The organism is Streptomyces sp. NPDC048636, assembly GCF_040650655.1.
Lineage (GTDB): Bacteria > Actinomycetota > Actinomycetes > Streptomycetales > Streptomycetaceae > Streptomyces.
This window is the reverse complement of record NZ_JBEZHR010000002.1, coordinates 916157-938544: the sequence shown is the minus strand read 5'-3', so window position 1 is coordinate 938544 and position 22388 is coordinate 916157. Positions and strand designations below refer to the sequence as shown.

At 70.3% G+C, this 22388-nt stretch carries 17 protein-coding genes; 5 read left to right on the top strand and 12 right to left on the bottom strand.

Features of this window, described 5'->3' with window-relative positions:
- The first annotated feature begins 71 nt into the window (after nucleotides 1-71).
- Genes tkt through pgl form a run of 5 tightly spaced genes read left to right on the top strand, consistent with a single transcriptional unit; the run spans nucleotide 72 to nucleotide 6735 of the window.
- Nucleotides 72-2165: a transketolase gene (tkt, locus tag AB0C66_RS10020; RefSeq protein ID WP_362435248.1), complete on the top strand. Its 2094-nt coding sequence runs from the start codon at nucleotides 72-74 to the stop codon at nucleotides 2163-2165.
- Nucleotides 2166-2208: 43 nt separating this feature from the next.
- Nucleotides 2209-3327 (top strand): transaldolase, encoded by a 1119-nt coding sequence (tal, locus tag AB0C66_RS10015; protein WP_362435245.1) that lies wholly within the window; start codon nucleotides 2209-2211, stop codon nucleotides 3325-3327.
- Nucleotides 3328-3332: 5 nt separating this feature from the next.
- The gene (gene zwf / locus AB0C66_RS10010; protein WP_362435641.1) at nucleotides 3333-4859 is read left to right on the top strand and encodes a glucose-6-phosphate dehydrogenase; all 1527 of its coding nucleotides are present in this window, start codon (nucleotides 3333-3335) and stop codon (nucleotides 4857-4859) included.
- A complete protein-coding gene (gene opcA, locus AB0C66_RS10005; RefSeq protein WP_362435242.1) occupies nucleotides 4856-5956 on the top strand; it encodes a glucose-6-phosphate dehydrogenase assembly protein OpcA in 1101 nt (366 codons plus the stop codon). The genes zwf and opcA overlap by 4 nt, the downstream gene beginning before the upstream one ends.
- Nucleotides 5953-6735, top strand: coding sequence for a 6-phosphogluconolactonase (gene pgl / locus AB0C66_RS10000; RefSeq protein WP_362435239.1), 783 nt, complete (start codon nucleotides 5953-5955; stop codon nucleotides 6733-6735). Before opcA ends, pgl begins: the two co-directional genes overlap by 4 nt.
- A gap of 87 nt (nucleotides 6736-6822) precedes the next feature.
- On the opposite strand, the gene pgi is transcribed toward pgl, so the two are convergent.
- The 12 genes from pgi to uvrC form a co-directional block, all read right to left on the bottom strand.
- Nucleotides 6823-8475: a glucose-6-phosphate isomerase gene (gene pgi / locus AB0C66_RS09995; RefSeq protein ID WP_362435639.1), complete on the bottom strand. Its 1653-nt coding sequence runs from the start codon at nucleotides 8473-8475 to the stop codon at nucleotides 6823-6825.
- A 51-nt stretch (nucleotides 8476-8526) separates the two neighbouring features.
- Entirely contained in the window at nucleotides 8527-9777 is a 1251-nt protein-coding gene (locus AB0C66_RS09990; RefSeq protein WP_362435236.1) for an MFS transporter, read from the bottom strand.
- Between the two features lie 190 nt (nucleotides 9778-9967).
- On the bottom strand, nucleotides 9968-10303 hold the full coding sequence (locus AB0C66_RS09985) for an RNA polymerase-binding protein RbpA (RefSeq protein WP_308358464.1): 336 nt from the start codon (nucleotides 10301-10303) through the stop codon (nucleotides 9968-9970).
- Between the two features lie 239 nt (nucleotides 10304-10542).
- Complete coding sequence (gene secG / locus AB0C66_RS09980; RefSeq protein ID WP_362435233.1) at nucleotides 10543-10770, bottom strand: preprotein translocase subunit SecG; 228 nt, start codon at nucleotides 10768-10770, stop codon at nucleotides 10543-10545.
- Nucleotides 10771-10882: 112 nt separating this feature from the next.
- Nucleotides 10883-11659 carry a triose-phosphate isomerase gene (gene tpiA / locus AB0C66_RS09975; RefSeq protein ID WP_362435231.1) on the bottom strand — a complete coding sequence of 259 codons (777 nt, stop codon included), beginning with the start codon at nucleotides 11657-11659 and terminating at the stop codon, nucleotides 10883-10885.
- Nucleotides 11660-11664: 5 nt separating this feature from the next.
- A complete protein-coding gene (locus tag AB0C66_RS09970) occupies nucleotides 11665-12867 on the bottom strand; it encodes a phosphoglycerate kinase (protein ID WP_362435228.1) in 1203 nt (400 codons plus the stop codon).
- An 83-nt stretch (nucleotides 12868-12950) separates the two neighbouring features.
- On the bottom strand, nucleotides 12951-13955 hold the full coding sequence (gene gap, locus AB0C66_RS09965) for a type I glyceraldehyde-3-phosphate dehydrogenase (RefSeq protein WP_362435225.1): 1005 nt from the start codon (nucleotides 13953-13955) through the stop codon (nucleotides 12951-12953).
- Nucleotides 13956-14127: 172 nt separating this feature from the next.
- A complete protein-coding gene (locus tag AB0C66_RS09960; protein WP_362435222.1) occupies nucleotides 14128-17091 on the bottom strand; it encodes a M14 family zinc carboxypeptidase in 2964 nt (987 codons plus the stop codon).
- A 162-nt stretch (nucleotides 17092-17253) separates the two neighbouring features.
- A complete protein-coding gene (whiA, locus tag AB0C66_RS09955) occupies nucleotides 17254-18243 on the bottom strand; it encodes a DNA-binding protein WhiA (protein ID WP_055554275.1) in 990 nt (329 codons plus the stop codon).
- Nucleotides 18234-19253 carry a uridine diphosphate-N-acetylglucosamine-binding protein YvcK gene (yvcK, locus tag AB0C66_RS09950; RefSeq protein ID WP_362435219.1) on the bottom strand — a complete coding sequence of 340 codons (1020 nt, stop codon included), beginning with the start codon at nucleotides 19251-19253 and terminating at the stop codon, nucleotides 18234-18236. Before yvcK ends, whiA begins: the two co-directional genes overlap by 10 nt.
- Nucleotides 19250-20203 carry an RNase adapter RapZ gene (gene rapZ / locus AB0C66_RS09945; protein WP_362435216.1) on the bottom strand — a complete coding sequence of 318 codons (954 nt, stop codon included), beginning with the start codon at nucleotides 20201-20203 and terminating at the stop codon, nucleotides 19250-19252. The genes yvcK and rapZ overlap by 4 nt, the downstream gene beginning before the upstream one ends.
- On the bottom strand, nucleotides 20200-22383 hold the full coding sequence (uvrC, locus tag AB0C66_RS09940) for an excinuclease ABC subunit UvrC (protein WP_362435213.1): 2184 nt from the start codon (nucleotides 22381-22383) through the stop codon (nucleotides 20200-20202). Before uvrC ends, rapZ begins: the two co-directional genes overlap by 4 nt.
- Nucleotides 22384-22388: the final 5 nt, after the last annotated feature.

The window sequence follows — 22388 nt, the reverse complement described above, 5'->3', positions numbered from 1 at the left end:
GTAGGCTCGACATCGCCGGTGGACACACGGTCACCGGATAGCGACAGTGTGGAGAGGAGCCCTGACTCAGGGTGAGCACCAAGCCGACTACCACAGACCTTGAATGGACCGATCTGGACCAGCGGGCCGTGGACACCGCCCGCGTCCTGGCCATGGACTCCGTGCAGAAGGTCGGTAACGGCCACCCCGGCACGGCCATGAGTCTCGCGCCCGCCGCGTACCTGCTCTTCCAGAAGCTGATGCGGCACGACCCCTCCGACGCCGGATGGGCGGGCCGCGACCGGTTCGTACTGTCCCCGGGCCACACCAGCCTCACCCTCTACGTCCAGCTGTACCTGGCGGGCTTCGGTCTGGAGCTCGACGACCTGAAGGCGTTCCGCACCTGGGGCAGCCTCACCCCGGGCCACCCGGAGTTCGGCCACACCACCGGTGTGGAGACCACCACCGGTCCGCTCGGCCAGGGCATCGCCAACGCGGTCGGCATGGCGATGGCCGCCCGCTACGAGCGCGGTCTGTTCGACCCGGAGGCGCCCGAGGGCGCCTCCCCCTTCGACCACACCATCTGGGCGATCGTCTCCGACGGCGATTTGGAGGAGGGCATCTCCGCCGAGGCGTCCTCGCTCGCCGGCCACCAGAAGCTGGGCAACATCGTCGCCCTGTACGACGACAACCACATCTCGATCGAGGGCGACACCGCCACCGCGCTCTCCGAGGACGTCCTCGGGCGTTACGAGGCGTACGGCTGGCACGTCCAGCGCGTCGAGCAGGCGCCCAGCGGCGACTTCGACATCCACCAGCTGCACGCGGCGCTGAAGGCGGCGCAGGCCGAGACCGAGCGCCCCTCGATCATCGCGGCCCGCACCATCATCGCCTGGCCCGCGCCCAACGCGCAGAACACCGAGGCGTCGCACGGCTCGGCGCTCGGCGCGGAGGAGGTCGCCGCCACCAAGCGCGTCCTCGGCTTCGACCCCGAGCAGCACTTCCAGGTGGACACCGACGTCATCAACCACACCCGGGGTCTGGTCGACCGCGGCCGTGAGGCGCACGCCGCCTGGGACAAGACGCTCCAGGAGTGGCGGAACAACAACGCCGAGCGGGCCGCCGAGTTCGACCGGATCACCGCGGGCGAGCTGCCCGAGGGCTGGGAGTCCACGCTGCCGGTGTTCGAGGCGGGCAAGGACGTCGCCACCCGCAAGGCGTCCGGCCAGGTGCTCAAGGCGCTCGGCGGGGTGCTGCCCGAGCTGTGGGGCGGCTCCGCCGACCTCGCCGGCTCCAACAACACCACCATCGACGCCTCTTCGTCCTTCCTCCCGAAGGGCAACCCGCTGCCGGAGGCCGACCCCTACGGCCGCACGATCCACTTCGGCATCCGCGAACACGCCATGGGCTCGACCATGAACGGCATCGCGCTGCACGGCAACACCCGGGTCTACGGCGGCACCTTCCTGGTCTTCTCCGACTACATGCGCCCCGCCGTCCGGCTCGCCGCGCTGATGAAGCTGCCGGTCACCTATGTATGGACGCATGACTCGATCGGCCTCGGCGAGGACGGCCCGACCCACCAGCCGGTCGAGCACCTCTCCGTGCTGCGCGCCATCCCGGGCCTGAACATCGTCCGGCCGGCCGACGCCAATGAGACGGCGATCGCCTGGCGCGAGATCACCCGTCGCCACACGGACAGGCCCGCACCGCACGGCATCGCGCTCACCCGGCAGAACGTGCCGACCTACGAGGCCGACGAGGGCGCGGCCAAGGGTGGTTACGTCCTGTTCGAGGCCGCGGGGGCGGACGGGCAGGAGGCGGCGCCGAAGGTGATCCTGATCGCCACCGGGTCCGAGGTCCAGCTCGCCGTCGAGGCGCGTGAGCGGCTCCAGGCCGCCGGGGTCCCGGCCCGCGTCGTGTCGATGCCGTCGGTCGAGTGGTTCGAGGAGCAGGACCAGGGGTACCGCGACAGCGTGCTGCCGCCGTCCGTGAAGGCCCGCGTGGCCGTGGAAGCCGGTATCGGGCTGACCTGGCACCGCTACGTCGGCGAGGCCGGCCGCATCGTCTCGCTGGAGCACTTCGGCGCCTCCGCCGACTACAAGGTCCTCTACCGGGAGTTCGGTCTCACCGCCGAGGCCGTGGTCACCGCCGCCCACGAGTCCCTCGACGCCACCGGGCGCTGACGCCCGCCGACTTGACAGCAGCGACGAGTAGGAGACATAACTCATGACAGACGCACTCAAGCGGCTGGCCGACGAAGGCGTCGCGATCTGGCTCGACGACCTCTCCCGCAAGCGGATCACGTCCGGCAATCTGGCCGAACTGATCGACCAGCAGCATGTCGTCGGTGTCACCACCAACCCGTCGATCTTCCAGAAGGCGATCTCCGGCGGCGACGGCTACCAGCAGCAGGTCGCCGATCTCGCGGCCCGCAAGGTCACCGTCGAGGAAGCGGTCCGCATGATCACCACGGCGGACGTCCGGGACGCCGCCGACATCCTGCGGCCGGTGCACGACGCCACCGGCGGCCAGGACGGCCGGGTCTCCATCGAGGTCGACCCCCGGCTGGCGCACAACACGGCGGCCACCGTCGCCGAGGCCAAGCAGCTGGCCTGGCTGGTGGACCGGCCCAACACCTACATCAAGATCCCGGCCACCAAGGCCGGGCTCCCGGCGATCACCGAGGTGATCGGTCTCGGCATCAGCGTCAACGTCACGCTGATCTTCTCCCTGGAGCGCTACCGCGCGGTCATGGACGCGTTCCTGGCCGGTCTGGAGAAGGCGAAGGCCGCCGGTCTCGACCTGTCCAAGATCCACTCGGTCGCGTCCTTCTTCGTCTCCCGGGTGGACACCGAGATCGACAAGCGGATCGACAAGATCGGCACCGATGAGGCCAAGGCGCTGCGCGGCAAGGCCGCCGTGGCCAACGCCCGCCTCGCCTACCAGGCGTTCGAGGAGGTCTTCGGCTCCGAGCGCTGGGCCGCCCTGGACCGGGCCAACGCCAACAAGCAGCGTCCGCTGTGGGCCTCGACCGGCGTCAAGGACCCGGCGTACAAGGACACCCTGTACGTCGACGACCTGGTCGCCCCGGGCACGGTGAACACCATGCCGGAGGCCACCCTCGAGGCCGTGGCCGACCACGGCCGGATCACCGGTGACACCGTGCGCGGCACGTACGAGCAGGCCAAGGCCGATATCGAGGCGCTGGCCGGTGTCGGGATCTCGTACGACGACGTCGTACAGCTCCTGGAGGACGAGGGCGTCGAGAAGTTCGAGGCGTCCTGGAACGACCTGCTGAAGTCCACGGAGGCGGAGCTCAACCGCCTCGCACCTTCGGAGGCGTGAAGACCTTGACCACCAGCAGCAATCCGCTGCGTGACCCGAGGGACCGGCGGCTCCCGCGTATCGCGGGGCCGTCCGGCCTGGTCATCTTCGGTGTCACGGGCGACTTGTCCCGGAAGAAGCTGATGCCGGCGGTCTACGACCTGGCCAATCGCGGTCTGCTGCCGCCGGGCTTCTCGCTCGTCGGCTTCGCCCGCCGCGACTGGGCGCATGAGGACTTCGCCCAGGTCGTCCATGACGCCGTCAAGGAGCACGCGCGGACGCCGTTCCGCGAGGAGGTCTGGCAGCAGCTCGCCGAGGGGTTCCGGTTCGTCCCCGGTGACTTCTCCGACGACGAGGCGTTCAAGAAGCTGCGGTCGACCATAGAGGAGCTGGACAAGGCCCGCGGCACCGGCGGCAACTTCGCCTTCTACCTGTCCGTGCCGCCGAAGTTCTTCCCCACCGTGGTACAGCAGCTCAAGAAGCACGGGCTGTCCGACGGGCAGGGCGACTCCTGGCGCCGCGCGGTCATCGAGAAGCCCTTCGGCCACGACCTGACGAGCGCGCAGGAGCTCAACCAGGTCGTCCATGAGGTCTTCCGTCCCAGCGACGTCTTCCGGATCGACCACTACCTGGGCAAGGAGACGGTCCAGAACATCCTGGCGCTGCGCTTCGCCAACACGATGTTCGAGCCGATCTGGAACCGCAGCTATGTGGACCATATCCAGATCACCATGGCCGAGGACATCGGCATCGGCGGCCGGGCGGGCTACTACGACGGCATCGGCTCCGCCCGTGACGTCATCCAGAACCATCTGCTCCAGTTGCTCGCCCTGACCGCCATGGAGGAGCCCGCCTCCTTCGAGGCGGACGCGCTGGTCACCGAGAAGCTCAAGGCGCTCAGGGCCGTCAAGCTCCCCCGGGAGCTGGGCAAGCACACCGTGCGCGGCCAGTACGCACACGGCTGGCAGGGCGGCGAGGAGGTGCTCGGCTATCTCGAGGAGGAGGGCATCGACCCGCACTCCAATACCGACACCTACGCCGCGATCAAGCTGGAGGTGGACAACCGCCGCTGGGCGGGCGTCCCCTTCTACCTGCGCACCGGCAAGCGGCTCGGGCGGCGGGTCACCGAGATCGCCGTGGTCTTCCAGCGCGCCCCGCACTCCCCCTTCGACACCACCGACACCCAGGAGCTGGGGCAGAACGCCCTGGTCATCCGGGTGCAGCCGGACGAGGGCATCACCATCCGGTTCGGCTCCAAGGTGCCCGGCACCTCCATGGAGATCCGGGACGTGACGATGGACTTCGCCTACGGCGAGTCCTTCACCGAATCCAGCCCCGAGGCGTACGAGCGGCTGCTGCTCGATGTGCTGCTCGGCGACGCCAACCTCTTCCCCCGCCATCAGGAGGTGGAGCAGTCCTGGCGCATCCTCGACCCGATCGAGGCCTACTGGGACAAGCACGGCAAGCCCGAGCAGTACACGGCCGGGACCTGGGGTCCGAAGGCCGCGGACGAGATGCTCGCACGAGACGGACGGAGCTGGCGGCGGCCATGAACATCGATCTCACGGACACCACGTCCGCCCGGATCAACTCCGCTCTGGTCCAGGCGCGCCGGTCCACCGGCACCCCCGCCACGGGCATGGTGCTCACCCTGGTCCTCGTGACCGACGAGGGCAATCACTATGACGCCCTGAAGGCGGCCAGCGAGGCGTCCAAGGAGCATCCGTCCCGCAATCTGGTGGTCATCAAGCGTCCGGGGCGCTCGCCCCGGGACCGCAAGATGGCCCGGCTGGACGCCGAGGTGCGGGTCGGCGGCGAGACCGGCACCGGTGAGACGGTCCTGCTGCGGCTCCACGGCGAACTGGCCAACCACGCCCATTCGGTGGTGCTCCCGCTGCTGCTGCCGGACGCCCCGGTGGTGGTGTGGTGGCCCGAGGACGCCCCGGCCAACCCCAGCGAGGACCTGCTCGGCCAGCTCGCCCAGCGCCGGATCACCGACGCCCAGGCCACCGAGGACCCGGTCGCCACGCTGGGGACGCGGGCCGACACCTACACCCCGGGCGACACCGATCTGGCCTGGACGCGGATCACCCCGTGGCGCAGTGTGCTCGCGGCCGCGCTGGACCAGAAGCACTCCCCGATCACCTCCGCGACCGTGGAGGGCGAGGCGTACAACCCGAGCAGTGAGCTGCTCGCGCTGTGGCTCGCCGAGCGGCTGCGGGTACCGGTGGACCGCCAGGTCTCGGACGGCCCCGGGCTGACCGCGGTCCGGCTGGAGACGGCCGACGGTGAGATCTGTCTGGACCGGGCCAACGGTGCGCTGGCCGAGCTGGCCATGCCGGGGCAGCCGGACCGCCATGTGGCGCTCCAGCGGCGGGAGATGTCGGAGCTGATCGCCGAGGAGCTGCGTCGGCTGGACCCGGACGAGATGTACGCCTCGGCGGTGAAGTTCGGGGTGAACAAGCTGGGCAATGCCGCGGCGGCGACCCATGCCCCGGCGCGCCCGTCCGGTCAGGGGCACGGCAGTGGCCAGGACCGTCCGGTCCCGGCGCCGCCGAAGCACTCCCCGGCGGCGAAGGCGAAGTCGGCGGAGGGCAAGGCCGGAAGCGGGGCCGCGGACCCGGCGGACGGGAAGGCGGCGGACGCATGACGGCCCCGCAGGTCGTCGTCCACCGCGACAAGGAGCTGATGGCCCAGGCCGCGGCGGCCCGGCTGCTCACGAAGATCGTGGACGCCCAGGCCGCCCGCGGTTCCGCCTCGGTGGTCCTCACCGGCGGACGCAACGGCAATGGCCTGCTGGCCGCGCTCGCCGCCTCCCCGGCGCGCGACGCGGTGGACTGGTCCCGGCTGGACCTGTGGTGGGGCGATGAGCGGTTCCTGCCGGAGGGCCATCCGGACCGCAATGTCACCCAGGCGCGGGAAGCGCTGCTGGACGCGGTGCCGGTGGATCCCGCGCGGGTGCACGCCATGCCCGCGTCCAACGGTCCGTACGGCGGCGAGGTGGACGCGGCGGCCGAGGCGTACGCCACCGACCTGGCGCGGGCCGCGCGGCCGGAGAACCACGGCGCGGTGCCCTCCTTCGACGTGCTGCTGCTGGGCGTCGGGCCGGACACCCATGTGGCCTCGCTCTTCCCCGAGCTGCCCGCCGTACGGGAGACCGAGCGGACGGTGGTCGGGGTGCGCGGCGCGCCCAAGCCGCCGCCCACCCGGATCACGCTGACCCTGCCCGCGATCCGCGCGGCGCGGGAGGTGTGGCTGCTGGCGGCCGGTGAGGACAAGGCGAAGGCGGTCACCATCGCGCTGTCGGGCGCCGGTGAGCTCCAGGCCCCGGCGGCGGGGGCGTACGGCCGTGGCCGCACGCTGTGGCTGCTGGACCGGGCCGCGGCGGCCGGGCTGCCGCGCGGGCTGTATCCCCCGGCCTCCCCGTAACCCGGGTCATCGAGCCGGAGACGGACGATCCCCCGTGCGCCCTGCGCACGGGGGATCGCTGTGTCCCGGGGATATCGGCGGGAGGGCTCAACGGCCGCGCAGCGCGCGGTAGGTGGCGACGAGCTGCTCGGTGGACGGGTCGAGCCCCTCGACCTCCGCGCCCTCGGTGAGGGCGGGCTCCACCCGCTTGGCGAGCACCTTGCCGAGCTCCACGCCCCACTGGTCGAAGGAGTCGATGTCCCACACGGCGCCCTGGACGAACACCTTGTGCTCGTAGAGCGCGACAAGCTGGCCGAGCACCGAGGGGGTCAGCTCGGAGGCCAGGATCGTGGTGGTGGGGCGGTTGCCGTGGAAGGTCTTGTGTGGCACCAGCTCCGCGGGCACTCCCTCGGCGGCGACCTCCTCCGGGGTCTTGCCGAAGGCCAGCGCCTGGCCCTGGGCGAAGAGGTTGGCCATCAGCAGGTCGTGCTGGGCGACCAGACCGGGCTCCAGGTCGTCCACCGGCCGGGCGAAACCGATCAGGTCGGCGGGGATCAGCTTGGTGCCCTGGTGGAGCAACTGGTAGTAGGCGTGCTGGCCGTTGGTGCCGGGGGTGCCCCAGACCACCTGACCGGTCTGCCAGTCGACCGGCTCGCCCTGACGGTCCACCGACTTGCCGTTGGACTCCATGTCCAGCTGCTGGAGGTAGGCGGTGAACTTGGAGAGGTAGTGGCTGTAGGGCAGCACGGCATGGGACTGGGCATCGTGGAAGTTGTCGTACCAGATGCCCAGCAGGCCCATCAGCAGCGGTGCGTTCTCCTCCGGCGGGGCGGCGGTGAAGTGCTCGTCGATCAGGTGGAATCCGGCCAGCATCTCGCGGAAGTGGTCCGGGCCGATGGCGATCATCAGCGAGAGGCCGATCGCCGAGGGGTAGGAGTAGCGCCCGCCGACCCAGTCCCAGAACTCGAACATATTGGCCGTGTCGATACCGAACGCGGAGACCTTCTCCGCGTTGGTCGACAGCGCCACGAAGTGCTTGGCGACGGCCTCCGGACCGGCACCCAGACCGGTCAGCAGCCACTCGCGGGCGGAGGTGGCGTTGGTGATGGTCTCGATGGTGGTGAAGGTCTTGGACGCGACGATGAACAGCGTCTCGGCCGGGTCCAGATCGCGCACCGCCTCATGGAGGTCGGCACCGTCCACATTGGAGACGAACCGGAACGTCAGCGAGCGGTCGGTGTAGGCGCGCAGCGCCTCGTACGCCATCGCCGGGCCCAGATCCGAGCCGCCGATGCCGATGTTGACGACGTTCTTGATGCGCTTGCCGGTGTGCCCGGTCCAGTCACCGGAGCGGACCCGGTCGGTGAAGACGGCCATCTTGGCGAGGACCGCGTGCACATCCTGGACGACGTCCTTGCCGTCCACCGTGATGACGGCGGAGCGGGGCGCCCGCAGCGCGGTGTGCAGCACCGCCCGGTGCTCGGTGGTGTTGATCTTCTCGCCGCGGAACATCGCGTCCCGCAGCTCGGCCACCCTGGTGGCGCGGGCCAGCTCGCGCAGCAGCCGCAAGGTCTCGTCGGTGACCAGGTGCTTGGAGTAGTCCAGATGCAGATCGCCGACCTGGAGGGTGAGCCGCCGCCCGCGCCCGGGGTCGTTGGCGAACAGCTCGCGCAGCTGCGCGTCACCCAGCTCCTTGCGGTGTGCGACCAGCGCCTGCCACTCGGGCAGCTGGTCGAGCCTGCCACGGCCTTCTGCGTTCATCTCGGACATCAGCCCACTTCTTGTCGGTGCCTGGACCCGTTGGCCACCAACCTAATTGATCCCGGACCGCATTCCCGGAACGAGGGCCACCAGACCGCAGGCGAACAGCGCGGCGGCCGCCAGCGCCGGGGTGTTCAGCCCCCAGGCCGCGGCGATCACCCCGCCGAGCAGGGCGCCGAGCGGGGCTCCGGCGATGGTCAGGGTGCGGAACGCCGCACTCACCCGGCCCACCATCTCGGCGGGGCTGCGCTGCTGCATCATCGTCACCTCGGTGACGTTCCAGACCATCCCGGAGAGGCCGAACAGGCCCATCGCGGCGACGGCCACCGGCAGGTCGCGGACCGTGCCGAGCACCACCAGGGCGGCGAACTGCACCGCCCCGCACACCAGCAGGGCGCGCACCCGGCCCAGCCGGTCGGTGATCCGGCCGGCCACCAGCCCTCCGGTCACACTGCCGATCCCGTAGACGGTCACCACGACGGCATAGCCGGTGTTCCCGGCGTCCAGCCAGCCGGTGACGATCAACACCAGAGTGGCGATCAGCGCGCCGATGCCGATGTTGACGAGCATGGTGCAGGCGCACAGCGACTTCAGCACCCGGTCCCGCCACAGCAGCCCGATGCCCTCGGCGATGTCATGGCGCAGGGTGCGCCCCGCCGGGCGCGGCGCGCGCTCGGGGGCCACCACGCCCAGCGAGGCGACCAGGAGGGCGGCGATGAGATAGGTGGCCGCGTCCGCCCAGAACGGCGCCGCGGCGCCCAGCCCCCACAGCACCGGCAGCAGCGGGGCGCCCACGAACCGGCCCATCACCTCCTGCCCGGTCATCAGCCGGGCGTTGGCCCGGCCCAGCGCCTCCCGCCCCACCACCGACGGCAGCAGCGCGGTGGCGGCGTTGTCGAAGAGGGTCTGGAGGGTGGTCAGGGCGAAGCCGAGCCCGAGCAGCAGCCCGATGGTGGCGTGGTCGCTCCAGACGGCCACGGCGAACCCGGCCATCAGGACGGCCCGCACCGCGTCCACCGCCCACATCGCCCTCCGCTGGTCCACCCGGTCCGCGAGCGCCCCGCCGAGCAGCCCGAACAGCAGCCAGGGCAGGAAGCCACAGGCGGTCACCAGCGACACCAGAACCGGTGAATCGGTCAGGGAGACCGCCAGCAGCGGCAGCGCCGCCCCGCGCAGCGCGTCCCCGAAGCGGGAGACCACGGCGGCCGTCCACAGCCGCCCGAAACCCCCGCGCCAGGCGGGCGCCGCCGGTTTCCCGCCGACCCGCTCACGCCCCCGCTCCTCCGCTTCCAGCGCGCTCATCTCCACCCCTCCCCCAGGGGCCGCCCCCGGCCGCGACACCCCCGTGAATCAGCACTCCCCGACCGTAGCCCCCGCCACTGACAACGGCCCCGGACATGGGCCCTGGACATGGACGACGGCCCGGCCGCGCACCCCCTCGGGAGGGTGCCCGGCCGGGCCGTCGTACGCGCTGCTCGGTCGGCGGGTGCTGCTAGATCTCGCCCCGGAGCTTGGCCAGCGCCTCGGCGAGGATCGCCTCGCCGTCGGCGTCGCTGCGCCGCTCCCGCACATACGCCAGATGCGTCTTGTACGGCTCGGTGCGCGGCGGGTCCGGCGGATTGTCCCGGTCCTTACCGGCGGGGAAACCGCACCGGGGGCAGTCCCAGGTCTCCGGGACCTGTGCGTCGCTGGCGAAGCTCGGCTGAGTCTCGTGCCCGTTCGAGCACCAGAAGGAGATGCGCAGGCGCGGAGCCGATTCGCCTCGCTCGGCTTCTCCCATCGGCCCCGCTCCGACCCGACTTCCACGGATCGCGTTGCCACTTGCCACGGTCGTAACTCCCTGCGTGATGGTGCCGCGAAACATTGATGGTGAGCTTCGCTGCCCGGCGCCCCAGTCTACGTAAGGCCCAACGCGCGTCCAGTGAGTGGAGTTACACCCGCCACCGAGGACGCCACCCCCATGATAAGCCGCCCTTGACCCGCTGACGGACGGAACGTCAGTTATCGGATGCCGGTCGGCGGACGAACAACACCTGACCGAAGCCCGGCTGAAACCTCACTCGAGGCTCAGTCGAGCTTCATCAGAAGGCCGAGGACAACGATGCAGACGAACCACAGCAGCCCGACCACGACGGTGATCCGGTCGAGGTTGCGCTCGGCGACCGAGGAGCCGCCCACCGAGGACTGCATGCCGCCGCCGAACATATCGGACAGACCGCCGCCCTTCCCCTTGTGCATGAGCACCAGCATCATCATCAAAAGGCTGAAGACGATGAGGGCGATCGAGAACCCCATGATCACAGCTGGACCAACTCTCTCGGGCAGTTACGGACGTCGGGGGCCGGATGGCGCGATCGCGCCACCACGACCCCCGACAGGGTACGACGACCCATGCGCTACGGCATACTCACTGGTCGCGGAAACGAACGATCTTGACGAATTCCTCGGCGTCCAGCGCGGCACCGCCGACCAGGGCGCCGTCCACATCCGGCTGGGCCATGATCGCGGCGACATTGCCGGACTTCACCGAGCCGCCGTACTGGATCCGGACCTTGTCGGCCAGCTCCTGGCTGTACAGCTCGGCCAGCCGGGCGCGGATCGCCCCGCAGACCTCCTGGGCGTCCTCGGGGGTCGCCACCTCGCCGGTGCCGATCGCCCAGACCGGCTCGTAGGCGATCACGATGGTCTCGGCCTGCTCGGCCGGGATGTCCGCCAGCCCGCCGTCGATCTGCGCGAGGGTGTGCGCGACCTGGTTGCCCGCCTTACGGACCTCCAGGCCCTCGCCGACGCACAGGATCGGGGTGAGCCCGTGCCGGAAGGCCGCCTTGACCTTGCGGTTGCAGATCTCGTCGGTCTCGTCGTGGTACTGGCGCCGCTCGGAGTGGCCGACCACGGCGAAGGCGCAGTTCAGCTTGGCGAGCATGGGCCCGGAGATCTCGCCGGTGTAGGCGCCGGAGTCATGCTCGGAGATGTCCTGGGCACCGTACTTGATCTTCAGCCGGTCGCCGTCGACCAGGGTCTGCACCGACCGGAGGTCGGTGAAGGGCGGCAGGACCGCGACCTCGACGGCCTCGTAGTCCTTGTCGGCGAGGGCGAAGGCGAGCTTCTGGACATGGGCGATGGCCTCGAGGTGGTTGAGGTTCATCTTCCAGTTGCCCGCCATCAGCGGAATACGGTCACTCACGGTGTTCAGTCCTCCAGTGCGGCGAGGCCGGGGAGAGTCTTGCCCTCGAGGTATTCGAGGCTTGCGCCGCCGCCGGTCGAGATATGGCCGAAAGCGGATTCGTCGAATCCCAGGATGCGGACAGCCGCTGCCGAGTCGCCGCCGCCGACCACGGTGAAGGCGGGGCTGTCGAGCAGCGCCTGGGCGACGGCCCTGGTGCCGTCGGCGTAGTCGGGGTGCTCGAAGACACCCATCGGGCCGTTCCAGAAGACGGTGGCGGTGTCCGCCAGCTTGGCGGCGTAGAGCTTGCGGGTCTCCGGGCCGATGTCCAGCCCCTGCCGGTCGGCCGGGATGGCGTCGGCGGACAGCACCTCGGGGTGCGCCGGGGCCTTTGTCTTCAGGTCCGGGAACTCGGCGGCGGCCACCACGTCGACCGGGAGCACGAACTCCACCCCGCGCTCCTTGGCCCGGCGCAGATACTCGCGGACGGTGGGGACCTGGTCCTCCTGGAGCAGCGAGCCGCCGACCTCATGGCCCTGGGCCTTGAGGAAGGTATAGGCCATACCGCCGCCGATCAGGATGCGGTCGGCCTTCTCCAGCAGATGGTCGATCACGCCCAGCTTGTCGGAGACCTTGGCGCCGCCGAGGACCACCGCGTACGGGCGCTTGACGTCCTCGGTGAGCTTCTTCAGCACGGTCAGCTCGGCGGCGATCAGATCGCCCGCCGCGTGCGGCAGCCGCGCCGGGAGGTCGTAGACGGAGGCGTGCTTACGGTGCACCGCGCCGAAGCCGTCGCCCACATAGAGATCGGCGAGGGCGGCGAGCCGGTCGGCGAAGGCGCCGCGCTCGGCGTCGTCCTTACTGGTCTCACCGGCGTTGAAACGCAGATTCTCCAGCAGCGCGACCTGGCCGTCGGCGAGCCCCTCGACGGTGGCGCGCGCACTGTCGTCCACGGTGTCGGTCGCGAAGGCGACCGGCTTGCCGAGGAGTTCCCCGAGCCGCCGCGCCACGGGGGCCAGCGAGTACTGCGGGTCGGGCGCGCCCTTGGGGCGGCCGAGGTGCGAGGCGACGATGACCTTGGCACCCCGGTCCAGGAGCTTGGTGATCGTCGGGACGGCGGCGCGGATCCGGCCGTCGTCGGTGATCGTCTCGCCGTCGAGCGGGACGTTCAGGTCGGCGCGGACGAACACCCGCTGCCCGGCGACCTGGAGATCGTCAATCGTCTTCACAGAATGGCTCCTTGATCATGGGAAAGGGGCCCGCCGCGACAGCGTCGTAGCGCGGGCCCCTTTCCTCTCTCACCGCGACAGCGTCAGAGCTTGCCGCCGACGAAAACGGTCAGGTCGACCAGGCGGTTGGAGTAGCCCCACTCGTTGTCGTACCAGCCGACGACCTTGACCTGCTTGCCCTGGACCATGGTCAGGGAGGAGTCGAAGGTGCAGGAGGCCGGCCAGTTGACGATGTCCGAGGAGACGATCGGGTCCTCGGTGTACTCCAGGATGCCCTTGAGCTGGCCCTCGGCGGCCTTCTGGAAGGCGGTGTTGATCTCGTCCTTGGTGACCTCGCGGTCGAGCTCGAGGACGAGGTCGGTGACCGAGCCGGTCGGGACCGGAACGCGCATCGCGATGCCGTCCAGCTTGCCCTTGAGCTGCGGCAGGACCAGGGCGGTGGCCTTGGCGGCGCCGGTGGAGGTCGGAATGATGTTCTCCGCGGCGGCGCGGGCGCGGCGCAGGTCCTTGTGCGGGAAGTCCAGGATGCGCTGGTCGTTGGTGTAGGCGTGGACCGTCGTCATCATGCCCTTGACGATGCCGAAGCTCTCGTCGAGGACCTTGGCCATCGGCGCCACACAGTTGGTGGTGCAGGAGGCGTTGGAGATGACGTCGTCCTTGGCCGGGTCGTACTTGTCCTGGTTGACGCCCATCACGATCGTGATGTCCTCGTCCTTGGCGGGCGCGGAGATCAGGACCTTCTTGGCGCCGGCGGCAAGGTGCTTGGCGGCGTCGGCGCGCTTGGTGAAGATGCCGGTGGACTCGACGACGATGTCGGCACCGAGCTCTCCCCAGGGGAGGGCGGCCGGGTCGCGCTCGGCCATGGTCTTGAACGTCTGGCTGCCCACCGTGATGGTGTCCTCGGTGTGGCTGACCTCCTGCTTCAGCCGTCCGAGGATGGTGTCGTACTTCAGCAGGTGCACCAGGGTGGCGTTGTCGGTCAGGTCGTTGACACCGACGATTTCGATGTCCGCGCCCTGCTCGAGAAGCGCGCGGAAGTAGTTGCGGCCGATGCGACCGAAGCCGTTGATGCCTACGCGGATCGTCACGAACCGATCTCCTCGTTAGGTGTGCCGGGCTGCCCGGCGAGCTTGTGTGGATGTCCCCGACCGCCTCCGACCCTACCGCTATCACGAGACGTACGTGACATTGGCATCGGCGGCCCATGACCACCGAAAAGTGGTATGGGCCGCCGATTCAGTCACGGTTCGTCACGGTCTGTCAACGGTGCAGGGCGCGGAGTGCGCCACCGATCAGCTTCGCCCGCTGGGCGGCGCCGGGGACGTGCTCCAGGCCGAAGCCGAGCAGCACGGTGTCCCTGGTGGTGACCCCCGCGGAGGTGTGGAAGAGCTCCTGGGACCGGCTCCAGTCCGCGGGATTCGCCGGGCTGCCGTCCGGCGGCCCGGCCGCGGACCACGGTCCGAGCGCCGTCTCGAATCCCTCGGTGTCGTGGGTGGCGCCGCCGACGACCAGCGCGGTGCTGTCGATGAAGGCGCCGCGCCCGCCGGTGCCCGGATCGGTGACGTAGGAGACCGCCAGTTCGACCTTATTGCCCGCGTAGCCGCTCAGGTCGAGGGAGACCGGCCGCCAGCCCTCGGAGGAGCCGGTGAAGCTGTTCCAGGCGCCGGTGGTGCCGGTCGCCTTACAGCCGTCGTCGCCGGGGGTGAGGTAGTGCTTGAGGAACGGGTGGAGGTTGAGCAGGAAGCCCGCCTCGCACTCGGCGGGCACCTTGGTGGAACTGCCGCCGCCCGCGTCGGGCAGTGTGGTCCAGTCGTCCTGACCCACGGTGTGGGCCTCGACGATCACATGGTCGTAGCCGGGCTCCGTGTCATGGCTGAGCCGGAAGGTCAGGTTCGGCTTGTCGGCCGCGCCCACCCCGGTCAGATCGACGGTGCGGGTGAGCCGCTTCCAGGAGTTGTCGTGGTGACCCGCCGCCGCCATCCAGTCGCCCTCGTACGGCTGGTACGGGGAGCGCGCGCCGGGGTACTCGCCCGCGCCCGCGCTGCGGAACTGCGGAAAGTCCTTCGGCGGCAGCACATCGGAGGTGACGGTGTAGCCGCCCGCGGTGTCCAGCGGGTTGCCGGGGGCGTCGCCCAGGGTGGCCGCGGTGCCCTTGAGCGCGCCGCCGCCCTGGTAGGCCGCCGGCGACTTGAGGGTGATCCGGCTGTCGGCGCCCAGGTAGTACTGGCTGAAGTCGTCGGTGTCGGCCGGGCCCACCTCGGAACTGCCACCGGCGCGCTCACCGGTGGTGATCAGCTTCCCTCCCTCGTTGAGGAAGTCGCGTACGGCCAGCAGGGTCTTGCCGCCGGGCCGTTCGGCGCCGGTGTACCAGAGCACGGTGCGGAAGTGGTCGAGCACCCCGAGCGCGGAGGGCGCGCCCTTGGCCGCGACGTCCCAGACGGCGGCCTTACGGCCGTTGTCGGCGAGCGCCTTGGTGTACGCGGCGGTGTGCCGGGCCGGGTCGCTGCCGCCCTCCTCGGCGATCACCAGCGTGTCGGCGCGGGGCCGGGAGGCGACCGTATAGGTGAACGGCTCGCTGGCGGTCCGTTTGCCGCTCCTGGTACGGCCGGTGTACCAGACCTTGACCTTCTCACCGGGATCCGCGCCCTCGACGGTGGCGCGGTACTGGTCGAACGTGAGGTTGTCCTCGCCGCCGTAGCTCTCCCCGCCCTTCCAGGGCTTGAGCGCCTCGGTGTGGGTACGGCCGCCGTCCACGCGGTAGTTGAGCCGCTTGTCACGCACGCTCTTACGGACGGTGACGGCGACGTCCTGGTCGCCGCCGCGGGCGTAGGAGGTGGTGAAGGCGTCCGGGGTGAAGTCGGGCGCGTCCAGTCCGACCGACGAGGAGGGCCGGTCCGGGTGTACCGCGGTCTCGGCGACGGAGAGCGCGAACGGGATGTTCTTGGTGAACTCCTGCTGGATCAGTTTCTCGTCGTCCGGGAAGGTGAAGACGGAGGCGCAGTCGCCGGGCTTCCAGGCGTCATCGGGGTCCACACCGGAGGCGGTCTGACAGGTCGACATCTCCGGGGTGAACATCATCATCCCGTTGACGTTGGCCGCGTGGCCGTCGGCCTCGCCGTTGGTCGTGTACAGCTCGGAGGAGACCTGCGGGTGATAGCCGGGGATCGCCGAGTGCTCCGGGGTGCCGGCGAGCGACTTGTAGAGGACGTCGTCGGGGGTGGGGGTGGCGACCTGCCAGCCGACGCCGTAGAGCAGCAGTTCGGCGGCCGAGTGGTAGTTGATGCCGTAGTCGAAACCGATGCGCTTCTCGAAGGAGTCCAGCGCCTTGGTCTCGGGTTCGGAGCCGGGGGCGGGGCCGCGGTAGGTCTCATCGGCCGGGTCGGCCGACGAGCCCTCGTTGTCGTAGCCCCACTTGTAGGGGAAGTTCCGGTTGGGGTCGACACCGTCGCCGGGGGTGATCTTTCCATCGCCGTTGTTGTCGCGCAGGTTCTTGCGCCACTGGCGGTTGGCCGGGCTCTGGTGGGTGTAGTCGTAGCCGTCCGGGTTGGCGGAGAGGACGAACCACAGTTCGGTGCGGTCCACGATCCGGGTGACGCGGTCGTCCTTGCCATAGTTGTCGAGGTAGTAGTGCATCAGCCGCCGGGTCATCTCCGGCGTGATCCACTCCCGGGCGTGCTGGTTCGACATGTACAGCACCGAGGGCTTGCTGCCGTCGCGGGACTTCGCGGCGCCCTTGGTGAGCTTGAGCGCGAGGATGTCCTTGCCCTGGGTGGTCTTGCCGATGCTGACCACCTTGGTAAGACCGGGATGGGCCTGACCGGTCTCGACGATCTCCTGTTTCAGCCCGCCCTCACCGCTGTAGGGGCGGAACACCCCGTCGCCCGCGGCCTTGAGACGGTTGCGGGCCTGTGCGGACACCTTCTTCTCGGTGAGCCGCACCCCCTTGCCGCGCAGCTTCGCGGCCTGCTTCCCGGTGAGGTAGAGCTCGACGGCGCCGTGGCCCTTCTCCGGGACCTGGCGGCCGAGTTCATGCCCGTCCGCGCCGGAGCGCAGCAGCAACGGGATCTGAGCCTTGCTCACCTCGGCCGTCCAGACGGACAGTCCGTCGGCCGAGGTGTCCGCGGTGGGCTGTGCCTGTGCGGCGGGTGCCGCGGCCAGTCCCCCCAGAAGCAGTGAAGCCACCGCGACGAGCGATCTGATCGGTCTCGCCTTGCGTCTGTGCATGAGCCCCCCTGGCTGTCGTCCGACGCATGTGGGTTGCGCAGGCGCTAAGACTGATGTCGGCCCATGGCCATGTCAACAGTGGGGTAAAAGGTGCTCCCCCGGGCCCGGTCGGGGTCCGGGGGCGGCCGTTCGGAAGTGCGGGACGACGCGGACGGGGCCCGGTCAGCCGACCATGCCCTCGGCCATCTCGTCGGTCAGGGTCGACTCGGTGCCGGGGATGCCCAGATCCTGGGCGCGCTTGTCGGCCATGGCCAGCAGCCGCCGGATCCGGCCCGCGACCGCGTCCTTGGTCAGCGGCGGGTCGGCGAGGGCGCCCAGCTCCTCGAGCGACGCCTGCTTGTGCTCCATACGCAGCCGGCCGGCGGCGGCCAGATGCTCGGGCACCTCCTCGCCCAGGATCTCCAGGGCGCGCTGCACCCGGGCCCCGGCGGCCACGGCGGCCCGGGCCGAACGGCGCAGATTGGCGTCGTCGAAGTTGGCCAGCCGGTTGGCGGTGGCCCGGACCTCGCGGCGCATCCGCCGCTCCTCCCAGGCGAGAACCGACTCATGCGCCCCCAGCCGCGTCAACAACGCGCCGATGGCATCACCGTCCCGGACGACAACCCGGTCCACTCCGCGGACCTCGCGTGCCTTCGCGGCGATCTGGAGCCGACGCGCCGCACCGACCAGGGCGAGCGCGGCCTCCGGACCGGGGCAGGTCACCTCCAGGGAGGAGGAGCGGCCCGGCTCGGTGAGCGAGCCATGGGCCAGAAAGGCCCCGCGCCAGGCGGCCTCGGCGTCACAGGTGGCTCCGGAGACGACCTGCGGCGGCAGTCCGCGGATCGGCCGGCCGCGGCCGTCGACCAGGCCGGTCTGCCGTGCCAGCTGGTCACCGCCCGCCACCACCCGCACCACGTACCGGCTGCCGCGGCGCAGCCCGCCGGGGGCCATCACCACCAGGTCGGAGGAGTGGCCGAAGATCTCCAGGATGTCCTTGCGGACTCTGCGGGCGGCGATGCCCGTGTCCAGCTCCGCTTCGATCACGATGCGCCCGCTGACCAGGTGCAGACCGCCCGCGAACCGCAGGATCGCCGAGACCTCCGCTTTCCGGCAGCAGGTGCGGGTGACGGGAAGCCGGGAGATTTCGTCCTTCACCGCTGCCGTCATCGCCATGGGCCGATCCTTCCATGCATCCGAAAAATACGGTCGTACGCGGCCGCCAGAAGCTCCGGGTCGTGCTTCGGGGCACCGTCGGTCGCGGCCACCGGCGCAAGCTCGACCGTGCCGCCCAGCCGCTTCGCGGCGTCGCACAGACTGCTCTGGTCGGGAACGGCGGCCTCGTCGGCCAGCACCACGTCGAAGGCGAGTTTAGGGGCGTGTCGGGCCAAAACCTCCAAATGACGCTGCGGGGAGAAGCCATCGGTTTCGCCCGGCTGGGGGGCGAGGTTCAGGGAGAGCACCCGGCGCGCCTTGGTGTCGGTGAGCGCCTGGAGCAGGTCCGGCACCAGCAGATGCGGGAGGACGGAGGAGAACCAGGATCCGGGCCCGAGAACCACCCAGTCGGCGTCCATGACCGCCTCGACGGCCTCGGGTACGGCGGGCGGGTCGTGCGGGACGAGGTGCACCGACTGGACCTCGCCCGGCGTGAGCGCCACGGTCGCCTGCCCCGCGACCGTGGAGACCTCCTCCGGGCGCGCCGGGTCATGGCCGCGCACATACGCCTGGAGCTCCAGCGGCACGGCCGACATCGGCAGCACCCGGCCGTGCGCGCCGAGCAGCTTGCCCACCAGGTCCAGCGCCTTCACATGGTCGCCCAGCTGCTCCCAGAGGGCGACGATCAGCAGATTGCCGACCGCGTGGTCATGCAGCTCACCCTCGCTGATGAAGCGGTGCTGGATCACCCGGGACCAGGTCTGACCCCAGTCGTCGTCCCCGCAGAGCGCCGCCAGCGCCTTGCGCAGATCGCCGGGCGGCAGCACGCCCAGCTCGTCGCGGAGCCGTCCGCTGGAGCCCCCGTCGTCGGCCACGGTGACGACCGCGGTGAGATCTCCGGTGATCCGGCGCAGCGCGGCGAGCGAGGCGGACAGGCCCATACCGCCGCCGAGCGCCACGACCTTGGGCTGGGCGCCCCGGGTCGTTCGGGCGCCGACCAGCCGTCGCAGCCGCCTGGTTCGAATCGTCACTCGCGCCCCATGTCACGGTGGACGATGACGGTCTCGACGCCCTCGGCGGCCAGCCTCGGGGCGAGCCGCTCGGACATCGCCACGCTGCGGTGCTTACCGCCGGTGCAGCCGATGGCGATGGTCACATAGCGCTTGCCCTCGCGGCGGTAGCCCGCGGCGATGAGCTGGAGCAGCTCGGCGTAGCGGTCGAGGAACTCCTTGGCGCCCGGCTGGTTGAACACATAGCCGGACACCTCCTCGTTGAGCCCGGTGAAGGGGCGCAGCTCGGGAACCCAGTGCGGATTGGGCAGGAAGCGGCAGTCCACCACCAGGTCGGCGTCGACGGGCAGACCGTACTTGTAGCCGAAGGACATGACGGTGGCCCGCAGCTCGGGCTCCTCCTCACCGGCGAACTGGGCGTCCATCTTGGCGCGCAGCTCGTGCACGTTGAGGCTGGAGGTGTCGATCACCAGATCGGCGTCACCGCGCAGCTCACGCAGGAGATCGCGCTCGGCGGCGATCCCGTCGACGATCCGGCCGTCGCCCTGGAGCGGATGCGGACGGCGCACGGATTCGAAACGGCGCACCAGCGCCTCGTCGGACGCCTCCAGGAACAGCACGCGCCGCTTGACGCTCTTGGCCGCCAGGTCCGCGAGCGACTCCCGGAGGTTGTCGAAGAAGCGACGGCCGCGGACGTCCACCACCACGGCGATCCGGGCCACATTGCCCTGTGACCGGGCGCCGAGGTCGACCATGGTCGGAATCAGCGCGGGCGGCAGATTGTCCACGACGAACCAGCCGAGGTCCTCCAGACACTTGGCGGCGGTGCTGCGGCCCGCGCCGGACATTCCAGAGATGATCACCAGCTCGGGGATGGCCGCCGCCTCGGCGCCCTCACCCGTCGTGCCCGTCGCCACCTGCGCTCCGTCTCCGTGGTTCTCGTGTTCTGTCGCGCTCTTGTGCTCTGTCATGATCTCGTCCCCCGATTCGCGGACGGCACCGCGGTCGCGGTCTCATCCTCAATGATCTCTCCTGTGGCGGTGTTCACCGCAGGAGCGGCAGGGGCCGCCCGGGTGAGAGCGGCGGCCACCGTCTCCGCCGTCTTACGGCCCACGCCGGGCACCTCGCAAATCTGCTCGATGGTGGCGGCGCGCAGCCGTTTGAGGGACCCGAAGTGCTTCAGCAGCGCCTGCTTACGGCTCTCGCCCAGCCCCGGCACGGCGTCCAGCGGTCCGGCCTTCATGGACTTGGCGCGCTTGCTGCGCTGGTAGGAGATGGCGAAGCGGTGGGCCTCGTCCCGGATCCGCTGCAACAGGTAGAGCCCTTCGCTGCTGCGGGGCAGCACCACCGGGTCGTCCTCACCGGGCAGCCAGACCTCCTCCAGCCGCTTGGCGAGGCCGCAGACGGCCACATCGTCGATGCCCAGCTCCTCCAGGGCCCGCTGGGCGGCGGCGACCTGGGGCTGACCGCCGTCGACCACCACGAGCTGCGGGGGGTAGGCGAACCGCTTGGGGCGGCCGCTGTCGTCGAGGGGGCCGGAGGACTCGCCGGACTCACCCGGAGCCGCTTCCGGGAGGACGGGGGTCCGTTCGGGGGCGGGGGTCCCTTCGGGGGCGTCGGTGTCCTGAGGGGCCTCGGTGCCCTGTGGGACCTCTGTGTCCTGGAGGGCACCGGTGCCCTGCGGGGCCTCGGTGTCCTCGGGGACGGCGGTGGGCTCCTCGTGAGGCTCCTCCTCCCACTCCCCCGTCCGCTGCTTCTCCTGGAGGTAGCGGCGGAAGCGGCGGCCGACCACCTCATGCATGGAGCGCACGTCGTCCTGGCCGGCGAAGCTCTTGATCTGGAACCGGCGGTACTCGCTCTTCCTGGCGAGCCCGTCTTCAAAGACCACCATGGAGGCCACCACGTCCTCGCCCTGGAGGTGGGAGATGTCGAAGCACTCGATGCGCAGCGGTGCGGAGTCCAGATCCAGGGCGACCGCGATCTCCTCCAGCGCCCGGGAACGGGTGGTCAGATCGGAGGCGCGCTTGGTCTTGTGCAGCACCAGCGCCTGCTGGGCGTTCCGCTGCACGGTGGCCATCAGGTCCTTCTTGTCGCCGCGCTGCGGGATGCGCAGATCGACCCGGGAGCCCCTGCGGTCGGTGAGCCACTGGGTGACCGGCTCGGCGGGGTCCGGCACCGCGGGCACCAGCACTTCCTTGGGCACCGCGTCGCCCCGCTCCTCGCCGTAGAGCTGTTGCAGGGCGTGCTCGACGAGATCGGCGGTATCCACGGCCTCGACCTTGTCGGTGACCCAGCCGCGCTGCCCGCGCACCCGGCCGCCGCGCACATGGAAGATCTGGACGGCCGCCTCCAGCTCGTCCTCGGCGACCGCTATCAGGTCGGCGTCGGTGGCGTCGGCGAGCACCACCGCGTTCTTCTCCATGGCGCGCTTGAGCGCCCCTATGTCGTCACGCAGCCGGGCGGCCTTCTCGTACTCCATCTCCTCGGCCGCCTCCTGCATCCGCTGCTCCAGGCGGCGCAGATAGGTGCCGGTGCGCCCGGCCATGAAGTCACAGAACTCCTCGGCCAGTTCACGGTGCTCCCCGGCGGTGACCCGGCCCACGCAGGGTGCCGAGCACTTGCCGATATAACCCAGCAGACAGGGGCGGCCGATCTGGGCGGAGCGCTTGAACACCCCTGCGGAGCAGGTGCGTACGGGGAACACCCGCAGCATCAGATCGACGGTCTCGCGGATGGCCCAGGCATGGGCGTACGGGCCGAAATAGCGCACGCCCTTCTTCTTGGGCCCGCGCATGACCTGGACCCGGGGGAACTCCTCGTTGAGCGTGACCGCGAGGGACGGATAGCTCTTGTCGTCACGGTATTTGACGTTGAACCGGGGATCGAACTCCTTGATCCACGAATACTCGAGCTGGAGCGCCTCGACCTCGGTGGAGACCACGGTCCACTCGACCGCCGCGGCCGTGGTGACCATGGTGCGGGTGCGCGGGTGGAGACCGGCGAGGTCCTGGAAGTACGAGGAGAGCCGCTGGCGCAGGCTCTTCGCCTTTCCGACATAGATCACCCGGCCGTGCTCATCACGGAACTTGTAGACCCCCGGCGAGTCGGGGATCTGTCCCGGCTTGGGGCGGTAACTGCTCGGGTCGGCCATGGTCA